Here is an 18,084-nt window from a genome sequence, read left to right on the forward strand (position 1 = left end):
GCAAAACATGACCCCGTCATCATGCGGATGTCAGGCGAACCGAAAGATGCTGGTGTACCTCAAGCAGCCCGCTCCACCCGATACCATCATTCCATTTCCAGAATAATCGCATCGACCGGCAGGCTTTCGCCCTGGGCCGCAGACACGCTCTTCACAACGCCCGCCTTTTGCGCGCGCAGGATGTTTTCCATCTTCATCGCCTCGATTACGGCGAGGGGCTGGCCTGCTTCGACCTTGTCACCTTCCTCGACATGCAACGCAACCAGCAAGCCGGGCATCGGGCAGATCAGGAAGCGCGACAGATCCGGCGGGATCTTTTCAATCATATGCTTTGCATGCGGTGCCGCATGGGCAGGCAGGATGCGCAGCTTGTGGCTGGCGCCGTGCGCGGTCAGGACAAATCCCGAACGGACGGGCGTGATTTTCACCGCCAGTTCCTCTTCGCCGAACTCCGCCTCGATCAGACGATCGCCGGGCGTATATTCCAGCGCCATGTCGATCGCATCGCCATCGACCGTGACGTCATCGCCGTTGATGATAACGTCATGCACTGTGTCGCCGATCTTCACCTGCCAATCGGTAGGCGCCTTCAGCCTCTTGCCAAGCTGTCCGTCGATGCGACGCGCACGGTCGGCCTGGGCCATCGCGGCAAAGGCTCCGACCGCCGACAGACGCTTCAGCAATGTCTCGGACGCCGGAGCGCCGGTAAAGCCATCAGGATATTCCTCGGCGATGAAGCCGGTGGTGATGTTGCCCGAACGGAACCGCTCATGCTGCATCAGTGCGGACACGAAATCGATATTGTGGCCCGGGCCTTCGATCTCGAACTTGTCGAGCGCCTCGATCTGCTTGTCGATCGCTTCGAGACGGGTCGGTGCCCAGGTAATCAGCTTGGCGATCATCGGGTCGTAGAACATGCTGACTTCGCCGCCTTCGATCACGCCGTCATCAACGCGGATCTTCGCGCCAGCCGCATTCGTACCCACTTCGGGCGGATTGTAGCGGATCAGGCGACCCGTCGATGGCAGAAATCCCCGATAGGGATCTTCGGCATAGACCCGGTTCTCGATCGACCAGCCGTTGATCTTCACATCTTCCTGGCGGAAGCCCAGCTCCTCGCCATTCGCGACGCGGATCATCTGCTCGACCAGATCGAGACCTGTGATCTCTTCCGTGACAGGATGCTCCACCTGCAAGCGAGTGTTCATTTCCAGGAAGTAGAAGCCATCGCCAGTCTTGTCCGCACCCGACACGATGAGTTCGACGGTGCCCGCGCTGAAATAACCGACCGCGCGCGCCAGGGCGACGCATTGCTCGCCCATCTTCTTACGCATTTCGGGGGAAACGAAGGGCGACGGCGCTTCCTCGACCACCTTCTGGTGGCGGCGCTGGATCGAACATTCGCGCTCGTTCAGATAGACGATGTTGCCATGCTGGTCGCCCAGGATCTGGATTTCGATGTGGCGCGGGCTTTCGATGAACTTCTCGATGAACACGCGGTCATCGCCAAAGCTGTTCAGCCCCTCGCGCTTGGTCGCCTCGAAGCCTTCGCGAACGTCCTGCTCGGAATAGGCGAGGCGCATGCCCTTGCCGCCACCTCCGGCCGAAGCCTTCATCATCACCGGATAGCCGATCTCGTTTGAGATGCGCACTGCATGTTCGGTGTCCTCGATCACGCCGACATAGCCGGGCACGACATTGACGCCTGCTTCCTTGGCAAGCTTTTTGGATTCAATCTTGTCGCCCATGGCGGCAATGGCGTTGGCGGGCGGACCGACGAAGATGATGCCCTCGGCATCCAGCGCCTTACGAAAGCTCTCGCGCTCCGACAGGAAGCCATAGCCCGGATGCACGGCATCAGCGCCTGTGTCCTTGCACGCCTGGATGATCTTGTCGGCAATCAGATAGGACTGCGCAGCAGGGGACGGGCCGATATGGACGGCTTCATCGGCCATCAGAACATGCGGCGCGCGGGCATCGGCATCGGAATAGACCGCCACGGTCTTGATGCCCATCTTCTTGGCCGTGCGCATGACACGACAAGCAATTTCGCCACGGTTCGCGATCAGGATCTTGGTGATTGCCATTATCTGTCCTTGCCCCAGTCCTTATTCAGTTCCTCTCACCCCGTTCGGGCTGAGCTTGTCGAAGCCCCGTCCTTCCCCTTCGAAGAATTGCAGCTCTTCGACAAACTCAGGGCGAACGGAGATTGTGGTTCGGTCCAATCGCCGTGCATGAAAGCGCCCGATGCGAATAAACCCCAGAAGATCTAGGCCAGAACGACGGCGATCACAGCCATCATTCGGCCGAATTTCATTCAGCCGCCTCCAGATGCCCGTGCGGCTGGGCCTGCATTGCGATCATACCCAGCTTCGCCAGCAGCGCGGCGTCCTTATCGTCCCCTGCATTCGCCGCCGTCAGCAGCTTGTCTCCGGTGAAGATGCTATTCGCGCCTGCCATAAAGCAGAGTGCCTGGCACGCCTCGCTCATGCTTTCGCGACCCGCCGAGAGGCGTACCATTGACTGCGGCATGACGATCCGCGCCACTGCGACGGTGCGAACGAACTCCACCTCGTCGATACGGCCAAGCGGCGTGTCCTTGAGCATGTCGCCCAGCACGGTGCCTTCAACCGGCACCAGCGCGTTGATCGGCACACTTTCAGGATGCGGCATGGTAGCGAGCGCATGCAGGAAACCGATGCGATCCGAGCGCGTCTCACCCATCCCGACGATCCCGCCGCAACACACATTGATCCCGGCGCCGCGGACATTTTCCAGCGTCTCGATCCGGTCTTCAAAGGTCCGGGTGGTGATGACTTTGGCGTAATTTTCCGGCGAAGTGTCGATGTTGTGATTGTAATAATCCAGCCCCGCATCCGCGAGTTGCTTCGCCTGGTCGGCCGACAGCATGCCCAGCGTCATGCAGGTTTCCATGCCCATCTGGCGCACGCCCTTCACCATTTCGATGAGCTTGGGCATGTCCCTTTCCTTGGGATTGCGCCACGCCGCACCCATGCAGAAGCGGCCCGAGCCATGATCCTTTGCCTGCGCCGCCGCCTGAAGCACGGCCTGAACGTCCATCAGCTTGGTGGCTTTCAGGCCGCTTTCCGCCTCCGTGGATTGACTGCAATAGCCGCAATCCTCTGGACAGCCGCCGGTCTTGATCGACACCAGCGTCGAAAGCTGCACCTCATTGCGCGGGAAATTCGCACGATGAAGCGACTGCGCCTCGAACATTAGGTCGTTGAAGGGCAAGTCGAACAGCGCGGCGATCTCGTCACGGGTCCAGTCAGTGCGGGGGGCAGTATGGATGGTCAAGCGGCTTCCTCCAGCCCCGCCGGGGGCATGTTATGGCCGAGCAGGCGCAACACATCGGCGGCGCACTCCACGACATTGGAGCCGGGTCCATAAATGCCCTGCACGCCCGCGTCACGAAGGAAGTCATAATCCTGCGGTGGAATAACCCCGCCCGCGATCACCTTGATGTCGCCGCGCCCCTTCTCCCGCAGCTGCTTGATAAGTTCGGGAATGAGCGTCTTGTGCCCCGCCGCAAGGCTGGACGCGCCGACGACATCAACGCCACTATCAAGCGCCAGCACCACCGTTTCCTCGGGTGTCTGGAACAACGGACCCGACACCACGTCGAAACCCATATCGCCAAAAGCGGATGCAATGACATTGGCGCCCCGGTCGTGGCCGTCCTGCCCCATCTTGGCGATGAGCAATTTCGGTTTGCGGCCGAGGCGCCGCTCGACGGCCTGCACGCCGTCAAGAACCTGTTTCCAGCGGCTGTCCTGCGCATAAGGCTCCGCATAGACGCCCTTCACCGGCGTCGGCACCGTGCCATAGCGATCGAAGCTGGCCTCCATCGCGGAGGAGATTTCGCCCAGCGTCGCCCGCGCGCGCGCAGCTTCAACTGCATGGGCAAGCAGATTATTCTCGATCGACTGCGGACCGGCAGCGGCCTTGCGCAGCGCTTCCAAGGCGGCCTGACACGCTTCCTCGTCCCGCTCCGCCTTGACCCGGTTGATACGGGTGATCTGCGATTCACGAACCTTGCTGTTATCGACTTCCAGCGTTTCCAGCAGGTCTTCGTTGGCAAGCCGGTATTTGTTGACGCCGACAATGACGTCCTCGCCCCGATCGACGCGCGCCTGACGAGCAGCCGCCGCTGTCTCGATCATCGCCTTGGGCCATCCCGCCGCTACAGCCTTAGCCATGCCGCCTTCTGCCTGGACCCGGTCGATGATTTCCTGCGCCGCATCGACCAGCTGCTGGGTCAGCGCCTCGACATAGTAGGAGCCGCCGAGCGGGTCGACCACCTTGGTCATGCCCGTCTCTTCCTGGATGACGATCTGCGTGTTGCGCGCGATACGAGCAGAGAAGTCGGTCGGAAGGGCAATCGCCTCGTCCAGCGCGTTGGTGTGCAGAGACTGCGTGCCACCCAGCATCGCGGCCATCGCTTCGATCGTCGTGCGCATGACATTGTTGTACGGATCCTGCTCCGTCAGCGACACGCCCGAAGTCTGGCAGTGCGTCCGCAGCATCTTGGATCGTTCGTCCTGTGCGCCCAGCTTCGTCATCGCCCGATGCCACAGCACGCGGGCCGCGCGCAGCTTTGCAATCTCCATGAAGAAATTCATGCCGATCGCGAAAAAGAAGCTGAGGCGGCCGGCGAATTTGTCGATGTCCAGGCCCGACGCTACGCCGTACTTCACATATTCCATGCCGTCGGCGATGGTGAAGGCCAATTCCTGCACCTGCGTCGCACCGGCTTCCTGCATATGGTAGCCGGAAATGGAGATGCTGTTGAACTTGGGCATCTCGCGGCTGGTATAGCCGAATATGTCCGAAATGATCCGCATGCTCGGTTCAGGCGGGTAAATGTAGGTGTTACGGACCATGAACTCCTTCAGAATGTCGTTCTGAATGGTCCCGTCGAGCAGCTTGCGATCAACCCCCTGCTCTTCGCCCGCCACGATGAAGAAGGCGAGGATGGGAATGACCGCGCCGTTCATGGTCATGGAAACAGACATCTGGTCGAGCGGAATGCCGTCGAACAGGATCTTCATGTCCTCGATCGTGTCGATCGCCACGCCCGCCTTGCCGACATCGCCCACAACGCGCGGATGGTCGCTGTCATAGCCGCGATGCGTAGCAAGATCGAAAGCGACGCTGAGCCCCTTTTGCCCCGCCGCCAGGTTCCGGCGGTAAAAGGCGTTCGACTCTTCGGCGGTGGAGAAACCTGCATATTGGCGGATGGTCCAGGGACGCCCCGCATACATGGAGGCCTTCACACCGCGCGTGAAAGGCGCGAAACCCGGCAGGCCGGGATCGACGGTCACATCCTCGGCCGTATATAGCGGCTTGACCGTAATCCCCTCTGGGGTTTCCCAGTTGAGGTCCTTACCCTTCACTTCCTTGGCGGCAGCGGTGGCCCACTGGTCCAGTGTCGGCTTGTCGGTCATATCAATGTGCGCCCTCTTTCGGCGTTTCCATGATTTCGGTGAGCACCCCATTCATATCCTTGGGATGCACGAAGAAGATCAACGTGCCATGCGCCCCGATACGCGGTTCGCCGAGCACCTTCTTGCCCAGACCTTCGAACCATGCCTTGGCCTCATGAATATCGGGCACTTCATAACACATATGATGCTGCCCGCCGGCCGGGTTCTTGGCGATGAAGCCGTGGATTGGACTGTTCTCGCCCAAAGGCTCGATCAGTTCGATCTGCGTACCCGCCGTGCCATTTTCACCGGGAGTATCGACGAAGCACACCTTCACGCCCTGCGCAGGCAGGTCGAAAGGCTGATGCGTAATCGTCGCGCCCATGACGTCGCGATAATAGGCGATGCTGGAGTCCAGCGAAGGCGTCGCGACGCCGATATGGTTGAGACGGCCGAGTTTCATGGCTGCCTTCTCCTTAAAGCGGGATGTTGTCGTGCTTCTTCCACGGATTCTCCAGCGCCTTGTTGCGCAGCTTGCGCAGGCCCAGGGCAATCCGCTTGCGGGTCGAATGCGGCTGGATCACTTCGTCGATGAAGCCCTTGCTCGCCGCCACGAACGGGTTGGCGAAGCGGTTCTCATATTCCTTCGTCCGATCCGCGATCTCTTCGGGCGTCTTGCCGCGGAAGATGATCTCGACCGCGCCTTTGGCGCCCATCACCGCGATTTCCGCGGTGGGCCAGGCATAGTTGAGGTCACCCCGCAAATGCTTGGAGCTCATAACGTCATAAGCGCCCCCATAGGCCTTGCGCGTGATGACGGTGATCTTCGGCACGGTCGCTTCGGCATAAGCGAAGAGCAGCTTGGCGCCATGCTTGATGATGCCCGAATGCTCCTGCGCGGTGCCCGGCAGGAAGCCCGGCACATCGACGAAGGTAACGATCGGGATTTCGAACGCATCGCAAAAGCGGACGAAGCGCCCGGCTTTCTTCGATGAGTTGATGTCCAGCACACCCGCCAGCACCATCGGCTGATTGGCGATGATGCCGACGGTCTTACCCTCGATCCGGCCGAAACCGCAGATGATGTTGCCCGCATGCGCCGGCTGCACCTCGAAGAAGTCGCCTTCGTCGATCACCTTTCGGATCAATTCATGCATGTCGTAAGGCTGGTTGGCATTTGCAGGAACCAACGTGTCCAGGCTCTCTTCAATCCTGTCCCAAGCGTCCGCGCTCGGACGCTCTGGCACCGGCTCCTTGTTCGACGCAGGCAGGAAATCAACGAAGTCGCGGACCGCCAACAGCGCCTCAATGTCATTTTCGAAAGCCAGGTCAGCAACGCCCGACTTGGTGGTGTGCGTGATCGCCCCGCCAAGCTCTTCCTGTGTGACGATCTCGTTCGTCACGGTCTTCACCACGTCCGGCCCGGTAACGAACATGAAGCTTGAGTCCTTCACCATGAAGATGAAGTCGGTCATTGCTGGCGAGTAGACTGCACCGCCCGCGCACGGACCCATGATGACGCTGATTTGCGGCACCACGCCCGACGCCAGCACATTGCGCTGGAAGATTTCGGCATAGCCTGCGAGCGAGGCGACGCCTTCCTGGATGCGGGCGCCGCCCGAATCGTTGAGACCGATCACGGGAGCACCGACCTTCATCGCCATGTCCATGATCTTGCAGATCTTCATCGCGTGCCGTTCCGACACCGCGCCGCCATAGACGGTGAAGTCCTGGCTGAACACGAAGACCAGGCGACCGTTGATCGTGCCCGACCCGGTGACCACGCCATCGCCCGGAATATGCTGCTCGTCCATGCCGAAGTCGATGCAGTTATGCTCGACATACATATCGACTTCTTCGAAGCTGTCCTCATCGAGCAGCACTTCGAGCCGCTCCCGCGCCGTCAGCTTGCCCTTGGCATGCTGCGCGTCAATGCGGCGCTGGCCACCGCCCAGGCGCGCGGCTTCCCGCTTGGCTTCCAGCTGTTCGATAATGGCGAGCTTCGACATACTAATATCTCTCCGGGAACGACGCGGATGGCTATATCTGCCCCTTTCCCTTCTTTGCTTCTTTTCGCAAATGCAAATTTGCTAATTTGCAAATCACCATTTCGCAAATTATGGGCAAAGCATGGCACGAGGCAATCGCATTTTCGCAGGTCAGCGGCTCCGGCAACTCCGTCTGGACCACCGGATGGATCAGGCAACGATGGCGCAGGCGCTTGGCATTTCCGTCTCCTATCTCAGTCAGCTTGAGAATGACGACCGTCCGTTGACCGCCAAGGTGAAGGCTGCCGTGGCCAGCGCCTTTCCAACCGACTGGGCAAGTTTCGACAGCCGGGAAGAGGAGCAGCTTCTCGGAGCCTTTACCTTCGCCCTCGCCCATCCGGAACTGCCCGGCGCGCCGATGGAGCCGGAGCGGATTGAAAAGCTGCATCTTCAATTCCCCGAATTCGCAGCCCGCTACATCGATCTCTATAACGCCCATATGCGTGCCAACGAGCGCATCAACATGATCGAGGAAGCGATTGCCAACGATCATGAGGTGCAGGCCCGTCTTCCCTGGGAAGCGGCGCGCGACTGGTTTCATGAGGCGGGCAATTATGTCCACGCGCTCGATTGCCTGGCCGAGGATATGGCGAAGAGCTTTAGCGCAGGACAGGCGCTGGACGAAGGCATGCTGGTCGAAGCGCTGGCGCGGCGGCATGGCATCGAAACGCTGATCGCCGACACGCCGGACTCCGCCCTGCGCGCTTATTCGTCAACCGACCGCAGATTGTTCATCAACGCCGCGCTTCCGACCGAAAGCCGCAAATTCATGTTGTCCCACCAACTGATGATGCTGGAGGGGCAGGCGGTCATCGCCGATGTCGTCAATCGGGCCGCCATGCCGGTCGAGGGTGCAGACCGCCTCCTGACCATCGGGCTTGGCAATTATGCCGCGGGCGCGCTGCTGATGCCCTATGCCGAATTTCGCGAGGCCGCCCGCGCGGTGCGGCACGATATAGACCGTCTCGCCCGCCGTTTCGGGGTCAGCTTCGAACAGGCCTGCCATCGCCTGTCCACTCTTCAACGGCCAGGGCTGCGCGGCATTCCCTTCTTCTTCTGCCGCGTCGATATGGCGGGTAACATCACCAAGCGGCACAGCGCCACGCGCCTGCAATTTGCGCGCTTCGGCGGCGCATGCCCCTTGTGGAACGTGCATGAAGCAGTGGCCATTCCCGATCGGATCAATGTCCAACTCGGGGAGACGCCCGACGGCGTACGCTATGTCTCCATGGCAAAGGGACTGGTAAAGCCCTCTGGCAGCTATTCACGCACCCCGCGCCGTTATGCTGTCGTACTGGGTTGTGAAGTCGCCCATGCCGCGAACTTCGTCTATGCCGACGGGCTACAACTGGAAATGGAGGGCGCGGCCACGCCGATCGGCATCACCTGCCGCCTCTGTTCACGGCAGGGATGTGACCAGCGCGCCTTCCCACCCGCCGACCGCCCGATCCGCGTCGATCCGGATAATCGGCAGATTGTCCCCTACTGGATAGGATGAACCGCAGGCGGCCAGTCCCAGCTTGCGGAAACTGGCCCTGTTGCTCGTTTGACCGAGGGCTTAGGCTGAATAGATGGGTAGTGGCATTTTTCTCGATACGGGCATTTCCGCAGACCTCGCGCGTGGCGGATTCGCGCGCGTTGGTGGAAATGAGATGCGCGATATTCTCGGTGTCGATGACGCGGCGTGGGATCTTTTTTCGAACAGCTGGGATGATCTCGGCCCCGACCTTTATATGGCGGATGGGGGACGCTATCGGCGGCGGCGACATGCTGCCTTCCACTGCGAGCAGGGCCATTTTGCGCGTAAACCACACCAGCCCCATTATCAGAGCCGCGACTATAATCCCCTGAACGGAGACGTGCAGCGCTGGTTCGATCCCGTGCATCAGCAGGTGATCGATAACCCGGTGATGCAGGCGATCTTTACCTTTTGCGCACAAATCTTCGACGCAGCCGGCGCGCGGCCATGGCATGTAGAGATGCACCAGTTCCGCATCGAAACGCAGCAGGACCATGTGGGCCGCCCTACCCCGGAGGGCCTACACCGCGACGGCGTGGATTGGGTGTTCGTAATGCTGGTCGAGCGCCGCAACGTACGCGAGGGCGTAACCCGCATCGGGTCACCCGATGGCGAACCGCTTGGCGAATTCACCCTTGTCCGGCCGGGCGATGCGGTGCTGATTGACGACCACCGCATTCTGCACGGCGTCACCGAAATCCACGCGGTCGATCCAGACCATCCTGCCTGGCGCGATGCGCTGGTGGTCACTTTTGCCAAGGGTAGATAGCGGGCAACCCCAGCACGCCCACACTTATTTCAGCAAGACCAGCTCTTCCGCCATGCTCGGATGGAGTGCGACCGTATCGTCGAACTGTTGCTTGGTAAGCCCGGCCTTCACTGCGATCGCCGCCGCCTGCAAAATCTCCGGTGCGTCAGGCCCGATCATGTGCAGCCCAACCACCCGATTGGTCGTCGCATCCACCACCATCTTGTAGAGCGCCCGCTCATCGCGTCCGGCCAGCACATTCTTCATGGGCCGGAAGTCGGACGTATAGACCTTTACCGTACCCAACGTGTTTTTCGCCTGCGCCTCTGTCAGGCCGACGCCAGCGAGCGGCGGATGGCTGAACACAGCGGAAGGCACGCAGTCATAATCCACCGTCCGGGGATTGCCGCCAAATATCGTGTCGGCAAAGGCATGCCCTTCGCGGATCGCGACCGGCGTCAGTTGCAACCGGTCGGTGACATCGCCCACCGCATAGATGCTCTCACAGCTGGTCCGGCTATAGTCATCGACCTTGATGGCGCCCTGTTCGTCCAGTTCCACGCCCGCGCTCTCCAGGCCAAGCCCTTCGACATGCGGCCGGCGGCCCGTAGCGAACATCACCGTGTCGCAAGGAACCGGATCGCCATCGGCAAAATGCACGCACAGCGTCCCGTCCTCATTCTTTTCGATGCGGTCCATCTTCGCGTTGAAGCGGAAGACAATGCCTTTCATCGTTGAAATCTGCATCAGCCGATCACGAATCTGCTCATCATAACCGCGCAGCAGCGTGCCCGATCGGTTGACGATCGTCACATGGCTGCCGAACTCGTTGAAGATGCCCGCAAATTCATTGGCGATATAGCCACCCCCTACGATGACGATCCGCCTGGGCCGATCCTCCAGATGAAAGGCTTCGTTCGACGTGATGCCATGCTCCGCGCCCTCGATTTCGGGGATGACGGGCCAGGCGCCGGTCGCAATCAGGATATATTTCGCGCTGACCTCCCGCCCGCTCGCCAGCTTCACCTTATGCGGGCCGATAACGGTCGCCCGTTCGGGGATCAGCTCAACCTTATGACTGGACAGCGTATTTCGGTAGAGGCCCTCCAGCCGGTCCACATCCGCCAGCACATTGTCGCGCAGCACCTTCCATTCGAAATCGCAATCCGGGACGTTCCAGCCGAACCGTCGAGCATCCTTCAGATCCTCGGCAAAATGCGCGCCGTAGATCAGCAGTTTCTTGGGCACGCACCCGCGAATGACGCAGGTGCCGCCGACCCGATATTCTTCAGCCACCGCGACCCTTGCACCATGCGCGGCGGCGACGCGCGATGCACGAACGCCGCCGGAACCTGCGCCGATGACGAAAAGGTCGAAATCATAATCGCTCATGCTGCCTCCGCTGGGATGAACCGGGATATGGCCTCAGACTGGCGGAGTTACAAACGGGAAAGCGATCGAGCACCAAGTTCACGCAAAGGCCGACCTAATCCGCACCAATGATGCTCAGACAGCGCCCAACGCTAACTCGATCAAGGCCATGGTTGAAGGATCAAAGCCTTTCGCACCCTCGGTCTCGATCGACTTCGCGATCTCCTTGCCCAACTCCACACCGAACTGGTCGAAAGGATTGATCCCCATCAGCACGGCATTGGCAAAGGTCCGATGTTCGTAAAAGGCGATCAGCGCCCCCAGGGCGTCGGGCGTCACATCATCCAGCAGGATCGTCGTGGAAGGCCGGTTGCCGGGATAGGCGCGAGCAGGGTCGGCATCATTGTCCTTCCCTTGCATCAACGCCGCGCCCTGCGCGAAGCAGTTTACCAGCAATGCCCGGTGATGCGCGGGGTCAAGGGCGTGCCCCGGTTCGATCGACGCAATGAACTCGACAGGCGCCAGGACCGTGCCCTGATGCAGCAACTGGAACACGGCGTGCTGGGCATCCGTTCCCACCCCACCCCAGGTGATCGGGGCGGTCGGCCCATCAACCGGCGTTCCATCGCGCGTCACGCTCTTGCCGTTGCTCTCCATCTCCAGCTGCTGGAGATAGGATGGGAGCAGCCTCAACCGCTCATCATAAGCGAACAGCGCGCGCGTCTGGCAACCCAGCATCCGCGCATAATATTGATCGACGAAGGCAGCGATCAGCGGCGCGTTCTGTGCGGGGGCAGACAGACGGAAGTGCCGGTCCATTGCCGCCGCGCCCTCCAGCAGGCTCTCGAAAGCGTCCCATCCCAGCGCGAGGGCGGCCGGAAAACCGATCGAGGACCACAGCGAATATCGGCCGCCCACGCTTTCGGCGAAGGGCAGGATGCGCGTCTCATCCACGCCCCATTCGATCGCCTTTTCAGGGCTGGCCGTCAGCGCGATGACCTTGCCATAGGGATCCTCCACACCCGCCTCGACCAGCCAGTTGATGGCGCTAGCCGCGTTCAGCATTGTTTCCGTTGTCGTAAATGTCTTGGACGCAACAGCGATCAGGGTTGCTTCGGGGTCGAAGCGCGCCATGGCTCGTTCCAGGGCAGTGCCATCGACATTGGACACGATCGCAACGTCATAGCGCCCGCCGTCCCCTCCAAGCGCATCGATGATCAGGTTCGGGCCAAGCGCTGAACCACCGATGCCGATATGCAATATGTGCCGGATCGGCCCCAGCGCCTCTCCCTCGATCGCATCGATCAGCGCACGCATCCGCGCGTGCAGCATCTTGACGCGCGACACGCTTTCCGCATTGCCTTGCCCACGTTCGGCGGGATGCTCGGCAGCACGGCCTTCACTGCTGTTGATCGGCTCGCCCGCGAAGAACGCATCGCGCCACCTGGCAAAGTCCATCTCTTCCGCCAGTTTCAGAAATCCGTCCAGCATCGCGCTCGTCAGATGCGTCTTGGACCAGTCGAAACGCAGCGGTCCCTGGGTCAGCGTAAACTTGCTCAGCCGGCTTGGGTCGGCCGCGAAGGCAGACTTCAATTCGATCTGTGGGATGGCGGCGATCGCCTCCAGTGCAGGGCTGGACATGAAAAGGTAGATCCTCTTTTTTCCGTTGATGGACATCGGCGCTGCACTTGCCGATTCTTCCCTCTCTTACTCAAGCGTAACGGCCAATGCACCGTTGCACGCGCTTGACGGCAGGTTTCCAACACAGCAAAAGCCGCAGCGGCCTGTTTTCAAGGCAAATCGAAGGACTGACGAGCAGGCATGAGCGCAAAATCCGAAACGCGGGACTTCATCTGGTTTCTCGCAAAGCTGGCGGTCTTCGTCTTTATTTTGCGAAGCTTCATCGTGTCCCCGTTCAATATTCCGTCTGAATCGATGCAGCCGCGCCTGCTGATCGGGGACTATCTGCTGGTTGCGAAATGGCCCTATGGCTATTCGCGCTACTCGCTGCCCTTCAACCTGCCGCTCATTCCGGGCCGTATCCTGGCATCGACGCCGCAACGCGGCGACGTCGTGGTGTTCAAAGCGCCGCCGAGCCAGAAGAATGACTACATCAAACGCGTTATCGGCCTGCCCGGTGACATGATCTCTGTTCGCGGTGGCACCGTGTATCTGAACGGCCAGGCAATCCCCAAACAAAAGGTCGCCGACCTGGTCATCCCGGTCACGCCCAACATGCTGGATGCCGCCGCGAAGGAAGGCAGCCCTTCCCCCTGCTACCGCACTGAATTTGAGGAAGATGCGCCCGGCGGTGGCCGTCAGTGCCGCTATCCGCAATATCGGGAAACCCTTCCGGGCGGCAAAAGCTACAATGTCCTCGACCTCGTGCCCGACGGCGCAGCCGATGACCGCGACACGATGCTGGTGCCCGAAGGTCATCTTTTCATGATGGGCGACAATCGCGACCGCAGCGCCGACAGCCGCTTCCCCGCCGTCGAAGGCGGCGGCATTGGCCTCGTGCCCGAAGAAAATCTGGTGGGCAAGGCGATGATCTCGGTATTCTCGACCGATGGCAGCGCAAACTGGCTGCTGCCCTGGACATGGTTCACCGCCGCGCGCTGGAACCGCATCGGGGAAGGCTTTTGACGAAGCCCGACACATCTGGCTGGCTCGCCGGATTGATCGGGCGCGCGCCGAAGGACTCTGCGCCCTTCCATCAGGCGCTGACCCATGGCAGCGCAAATGCCGCCAATTATGAACGGCTCGAATTTCTGGGTGACCGTGTCCTCGGGCTGATTATGGCCGAGTGGGTCTATGAACGCTTCGCCGGAGAACCGGAAGGCAAGCTTTCCCGCCGCTTCAATGCGCTGGTTTCGGGCGAGACCTGCGCCGAAATAGCGCGCTCGGCGGGCGTTCCGACACATGTCATCCTTGGCAAGCAGGCCCGCGACGATGGCGCAACTGACAGCGATAATGTGCTGGGCGACGTCATGGAGGCGCTGATCGGCGCACTTTATCTGGAAGCCGGGCTGGACGAGGCACGCGCCCTCGTCCGACGACTATGGGACAGCCGCGTCGATACGCAGGAAAGCGCACCCAAGCATCCCAAATCGACTCTGCAGGAATGGGCGGCGGCCAACCGTCGCAAGCCTCCCGAATATGTACTGACGGACCGTTCCGGCCCCCACCACGCATTGCGCTTCACGGTGACGGTATCGATCAAGGGTGCCGGGGAAGCGAGTGCATCGGGCGGGTCAAAGCAGGAAGCTGAAACGGCGGCGGCCAAGGCGCTGCTGGACAAGCTGGACAGCTGAGCCTGTCCCAACGACCCATTTTGCATTAAGAAGAAAATCCCTGCGACAGAGGCGGGGCTGAACGGAGTTTTGTTTGACGATTGATCCTGAATCCCAACGCTGTGGCGTCGTCGCCATCGTCGGCGCGCCCAATGCGGGCAAGTCGACCCTGGTAAATGCGCTTGTCGGCCAAAAGGTAGCCATTACCAGTCCCAAGGCGCAGACCACCCGCACCCGGGTCATGGGCGTGGCGATCGAGGGCGACACGCAGATGGTGTTGGTCGACACCCCCGGCATCTTCGCGCCCAAACGGCGGCTGGACCGCGCGATGGTGCAGGCAGCTTGGGGCGGCGCGCAGGGCGCGGACCTGATCGCGCTGATCGTCGATGGAAAGGCTGGCCTGGGCCCGAAGATGGAGCCAATCATCTCCGCACTGGCGTCCCGCCCGGAGAAGAAATGGCTGGTCCTCAACAAGGTCGATATCGCCATCAAGGAAAAGCTGCTGGTCCATACCGAGCGGCTTTATGAGCGACTGGACATTGCCGAGACCTTCTTCGTCAGCGCCGCGACCGGCGACGGCCTGCCCGAACTCAAGACCGCCTTCGCCCACGCCATGCCGGAAGGTCCGTGGCATTTTCCCGAGGATCAGGTTTCCGATGCCACCGACCGGATGCTGGCGGCCGAAATCACGCGCGAACAGCTTTATCATCAGCTACACGCCGAACTGCCCTACGCCACCGCCGTCGATACCGAACAATATAAGGAACGTGAGGACGGATCTGTGGAAATCCACCAGCAGATTCTCGTCGGCCGTCCAACCCAGCGTGCGATCGTGCTGGGCAAGGGCGGGCAGCGCCTTAAGGAAATCGGTTCAAAGGCGCGCGCTGAACTGGCGAGCCTGCTCGGCGTAAAGGTCCATCTCTACCTCCACGTGAAGGTGAAGGAAGATTGGGAGGATGATCGGTTCATCTACCGCGATATCGGCCTGGACTGGGTGGAGTAGCCTCACCCAGCCTTCGTTCGTTTCAAGCGAAGTTGAGAAGCGCGTCGAACGCGCTCCCCAGTTCTCGACCATACTAGAAATCACCGGCAGGCGGACTACTCCGCCGCTGCTTTCTTCTTTGCGGGCGCCTTCTTCGCAGCCTTCGCTGCGGGCTTCTTGGCAGCGGCCTTTTTCGCAGGCGCCTTCTTCCCCTTCTTCGCCGGGGCGGCAGCCGCGCGCGCGTCAATCAACTGCGCAGCCTCCTCCAGCGTCAACGCATCCTGCTCGATCGTCTTGGGCAAAGTCGCGTTGGTCGTCCCGTCAGTGACATAAGGCCCATAACGCCCGGCCATCAGCTTGATCTCGGCTTCGGTCCGCGGATGCTGGCCCAACACCTTGAGCGGTTCGCGTGACGCACCGCCGCGCGGGCCCTTGTTGGCGGCTTCCGCCAGCTTCACGACGGCGCTATTCATGCCCACCTCGAAAATCTCGGCGGTGGAGGACAGCCGACCATATTTGCCATCATGCAGCAAATACGGCCCGAAGCGCCCGATATTCGCCACGATGGGCTTGCCCGTTTCCGGATGCAACCCGACCTCGCGCGGCAGGCTCAGCAGCTTCACCGCCCAGTCCAGCGTCAACTCGCCATCCGGCAGGTCCTTGGGAATCGAGCCGCGCTTCGCCTCCTTGCCCTCCCCCATTTCGATATAGGGGCCGAAGCGACCCGATTTTTTCGTGATGTCCAGCCCGGTTTCGGGATGCTGCCCCAGCACTTCGGGGCCTGTATCCTCGCCGTCCTTGACACCGGGCTGGCCGAACTTCCGGGTAAATTTGCACTCGGGATAGTTGGAGCAGGCGATAAACGCACCGAACCGGCCACCACGCAGCGACAATTGCCCGTCGCCGCACAAGGGGCAGGCACGCGGATTGCTGCCGTCCGCCTTGGGCGGAAAGAGCATCGGTTCCAGGAACTTGTCCAGCTCGGCGGTGATGTCCGAAGGCTTCTGCTCCATGACTTCGGCCGTCTTCGGTTTGAAGTCTCGCCAAAAGGCTTCCAGCACCGCCTGCCATTGCGCGCGGCCACCGGAAATCTCATCCAGCTCATCTTCCAGCCCGGCGGTAAAGTCGTAGGACACATATCGCTCGAAAAAGCGCTCGAGGAACGCAGTCACCAGCCGCCCGCTCTCCTCAGCGAAGAAGCGGTTCTTCTCGATCCGCACATAGTCGCGGTCCTTCAGCACCTGCAATGTGGAAGCATAGGTGGACGGACGTCCGATCCCCAATTCCTCCAGCTTCTTGACGAGGCTCGCTTCCGAATAGCGCGGCGGTGGTTGGGTGAAGTGCTGCTCCGCCATCACCTTTTTCTTCGCCGGGGCGTCGCCTGCGCTCATACGCGGCAGCAGTTTGCTGTCATCATCCTCGGCGTCATCGCGACCCTCTTCGTAGAGAGCCAGGAATCCCGCGAAAATCACCACCTGCCCGGTGGCGCGCAGCGCATGCTGGCCGGTGCCATCGACCAGATCCACGGTCGTCCGCTCCAGCCGCGCAGAAGCCATCTGGCTCGCCAGCGCGCGCTTGAAAATCAGGTCGTAAAGCCGGGCATGGTCGCCGCTGCCGACCTTGTCCCGCGAAAATTCGGTGGGACGGATCGCTTCATGCGCTTCCTGCGCATTCTTGGCCTTGGTCTGATACTGTCGCGGCTTTTCGGGCAGATAGCCACCGTCATAGCGCTCCGCGATCGCCTTTCGCGCGGCGGAGATGGCGCTGCCGTCCATCTGCACGCCGTCGGTACGCATGTAGGTGATCGCGCCATCCTCATAGAGCTGCTGCGCCACACGCATCGTATGGCTGGCCGAAAAGCCCAGCTTGCGCGCTGCCTCCTGCTGAAGCGTCGAAGTCGTGAAAGGCGGCGGGGGATTGCGCGAAACCGGCTTGGTTTCGACCTTCTCGACGGTGAAGCGCCCAGCCTCCACGTCCGCCTTCGCGGCCATGGCGTCGCCTTCCTTGCCGATGGTCAGGCGTTCGATCTTCTCGCCCTTCCAACGGATGAGACGCGCGGTGAAGCCCTGCCCACCCTGCTCCATCTCGGCCGTGACCGACCAATATTCCTGGGGCACGAAACTTTCGATCTCGCGCTCACGCTCCACCACCAGGCGCAACGCAACCGATTGGACGCGGCCCGCTGACTTTGCGCCCGGAAGCTTGCGCCACAGCACCGGCGACAGGGTGAAGCCCACCAGATAGTCAAGCGCCCGCCGCGCCCGATAGGCATCGATCAGATCCTCGTCCAGCGAACGCGGCTTGGCCATGGCCTCCAGCACGGCGGCCTTGGTGATCGCGTTGAACGTCACCCGATCGACCGTCTGCGGCAGCGCCTTCTTCGCGCGCAGCACTTCCTGCACATGCCAACTGATCGCCTCGCCCTCGCGATCAGGGTCAGTCGCCAGGATCAGGCGCGTGGCCTTCTTGGCCTCATCCGCGATGGCCTTGAGCTGCTTGCCCTTGTCGCCATAATTCTCCCAGCTCATGGCAAAGCCATTGTCGGGGTCCACTGAACCGTCCTTGGCCGGCAGGTCGCGGATGTGACCATAGCTGGCAAGAACGTGGAAATCCCCACCCAGATATTTCTCGATGGTCTTCGCCTTTGCCGGCGATTCAACGATGACAAGCTGCATT

Annotated in this window: 13 protein-coding genes; 5 read left to right on the top strand and 8 right to left on the bottom strand. The window is 61.1% G+C overall.

Translation table 11 applies throughout. The features are described from left to right. Nucleotides 1–86: 86 nt before the first annotated feature. The 5 genes from K663_RS07800 to K663_RS07820 all read right to left on the bottom strand — a co-directional run bounded on the left by K663_RS07800 (nucleotide 87) and on the right by K663_RS07820 (nucleotide 7,456). On the bottom strand, nucleotides 87–2,087 hold the full coding sequence (locus tag K663_RS07800; RefSeq protein ID WP_062116226.1) for an acetyl-CoA carboxylase biotin carboxylase subunit: 2,001 nt from the start codon (nucleotides 2,085–2,087) through the stop codon (nucleotides 87–89). A 226-nt stretch (nucleotides 2,088–2,313) separates the two neighbouring features. Beyond that, nucleotides 2,314–3,318, bottom strand: a complete 1,005-nt coding sequence (bioB, locus tag K663_RS07805; protein WP_062116229.1) for a biotin synthase BioB — start codon at nucleotides 3,316–3,318, stop codon at nucleotides 2,314–2,316. After that, entirely contained in the window at nucleotides 3,315–5,468 is a 2,154-nt protein-coding gene (gene scpA / locus K663_RS07810) for a methylmalonyl-CoA mutase (protein ID WP_062116232.1), read from the bottom strand. Before scpA ends, bioB begins: the two co-directional genes overlap by 4 nt. Before the next feature lies 1 nt (nucleotide 5,469). After that, on the bottom strand, nucleotides 5,470–5,910 hold the full coding sequence (gene mce, locus K663_RS07815; protein WP_062116235.1) for a methylmalonyl-CoA epimerase: 441 nt from the start codon (nucleotides 5,908–5,910) through the stop codon (nucleotides 5,470–5,472). 13 nt (nucleotides 5,911–5,923) lie between these two features. Next, complete coding sequence (locus K663_RS07820) at nucleotides 5,924–7,456, bottom strand: acyl-CoA carboxylase subunit beta (protein WP_062116240.1); 1,533 nt, start codon at nucleotides 7,454–7,456, stop codon at nucleotides 5,924–5,926. Between the two features lie 121 nt (nucleotides 7,457–7,577). On the opposite strand from K663_RS07820, the gene K663_RS07825 reads away from it, so the two are divergent. Both K663_RS07825 and K663_RS07830 read left to right on the top strand, forming a co-directional pair. Continuing rightward, nucleotides 7,578–8,993, top strand: a complete 1,416-nt coding sequence (locus tag K663_RS07825; RefSeq protein ID WP_062116243.1) for a helix-turn-helix domain-containing protein — start codon at nucleotides 7,578–7,580, stop codon at nucleotides 8,991–8,993. 73 nt (nucleotides 8,994–9,066) lie between these two features. Further along, a complete protein-coding gene (locus tag K663_RS07830; RefSeq protein WP_062116244.1) occupies nucleotides 9,067–9,783 on the top strand; it encodes a 2OG-Fe dioxygenase family protein in 717 nt (238 codons plus the stop codon). A gap of 24 nt (nucleotides 9,784–9,807) precedes the next feature. Here the strand turns inward: K663_RS07830 and gor are convergent, their stop codons facing one another. Further along, on the bottom strand, nucleotides 9,808–11,154 hold the full coding sequence (gene gor / locus K663_RS07835) for a glutathione-disulfide reductase (protein ID WP_062116245.1): 1,347 nt from the start codon (nucleotides 11,152–11,154) through the stop codon (nucleotides 9,808–9,810). Between the two features lie 114 nt (nucleotides 11,155–11,268). After that, entirely contained in the window at nucleotides 11,269–12,774 is a 1,506-nt protein-coding gene (gene pgi / locus K663_RS07840) for a glucose-6-phosphate isomerase (protein ID WP_062120570.1), read from the bottom strand. A gap of 180 nt (nucleotides 12,775–12,954) precedes the next feature. Between pgi and lepB the strand changes: the two genes are divergently transcribed. The 3 genes from lepB to era all read left to right on the top strand — a co-directional run bounded on the left by lepB (nucleotide 12,955) and on the right by era (nucleotide 15,429). Next, nucleotides 12,955–13,779: a signal peptidase I gene (gene lepB, locus K663_RS07845; protein ID WP_062116248.1), complete on the top strand. Its 825-nt coding sequence runs from the start codon at nucleotides 12,955–12,957 to the stop codon at nucleotides 13,777–13,779. Then, complete coding sequence (rnc, locus tag K663_RS07850) at nucleotides 13,734–14,447, top strand: ribonuclease III (protein WP_062116251.1); 714 nt, start codon at nucleotides 13,734–13,736, stop codon at nucleotides 14,445–14,447. The genes lepB and rnc overlap by 46 nt, the downstream gene beginning before the upstream one ends. Nucleotides 14,448–14,520: 73 nt before the next feature. Further along, on the top strand, nucleotides 14,521–15,429 hold the full coding sequence (gene era, locus K663_RS07855; protein ID WP_062116254.1) for a GTPase Era: 909 nt from the start codon (nucleotides 14,521–14,523) through the stop codon (nucleotides 15,427–15,429). A gap of 95 nt (nucleotides 15,430–15,524) precedes the next feature. On the opposite strand, the gene topA is transcribed toward era, so the two are convergent. Next, a complete protein-coding gene (topA, locus tag K663_RS07860; protein ID WP_062116257.1) occupies nucleotides 15,525–18,083 on the bottom strand; it encodes a type I DNA topoisomerase in 2,559 nt (852 codons plus the stop codon). Between the last annotated feature and the right edge of the window lies 1 nt (nucleotide 18,084).

The organism is Sphingobium sp. MI1205, from assembly GCF_001563285.1.
Taxonomy (GTDB): domain Bacteria; phylum Pseudomonadota; class Alphaproteobacteria; order Sphingomonadales; family Sphingomonadaceae; genus Sphingobium.

Bases quoted from the DNA above. Each gene is read 5' to 3' on its own strand.
- K663_RS07800 (WP_062116226.1), bottom strand. From the start codon at position 2,087: ATGGCAATCACCAAGATCCTGATCGCGAACCGTGGCGAAATTGCTTGT.
- scpA (WP_062116232.1), bottom strand. From the start codon at position 5,468: ATGACCGACAAGCCGACACTGGACCAGTGGGCCACCGCTGCCGCCAAG.
- mce (WP_062116235.1), bottom strand. From the start codon at position 5,910: ATGAAACTCGGCCGTCTCAACCATATCGGCGTCGCGACGCCTTCGCTG.
- K663_RS07820 (WP_062116240.1), bottom strand. From the start codon at position 7,456: ATGTCGAAGCTCGCCATTATCGAACAGCTGGAAGCCAAGCGGGAAGCC.
- K663_RS07825 (WP_062116243.1), top strand. From the start codon at position 7,578: ATGGCACGAGGCAATCGCATTTTCGCAGGTCAGCGGCTCCGGCAACTC.
- K663_RS07830 (WP_062116244.1), top strand. From the start codon at position 9,067: ATGGGTAGTGGCATTTTTCTCGATACGGGCATTTCCGCAGACCTCGCG.
- gor (WP_062116245.1), bottom strand. From the start codon at position 11,154: ATGAGCGATTATGATTTCGACCTTTTCGTCATCGGCGCAGGTTCCGGC.
- pgi (WP_062120570.1), bottom strand. From the start codon at position 12,774: ATGTCCAGCCCTGCACTGGAGGCGATCGCCGCCATCCCACAGATCGAA.
- lepB (WP_062116248.1), top strand. From the start codon at position 12,955: ATGAGCGCAAAATCCGAAACGCGGGACTTCATCTGGTTTCTCGCAAAG.
- rnc (WP_062116251.1), top strand. From the start codon at position 13,734: ATGGTTCACCGCCGCGCGCTGGAACCGCATCGGGGAAGGCTTTTGACG.
- topA (WP_062116257.1), bottom strand. From the start codon at position 18,083: ATGCAGCTTGTCATCGTTGAATCGCCGGCAAAGGCGAAGACCATCGAG.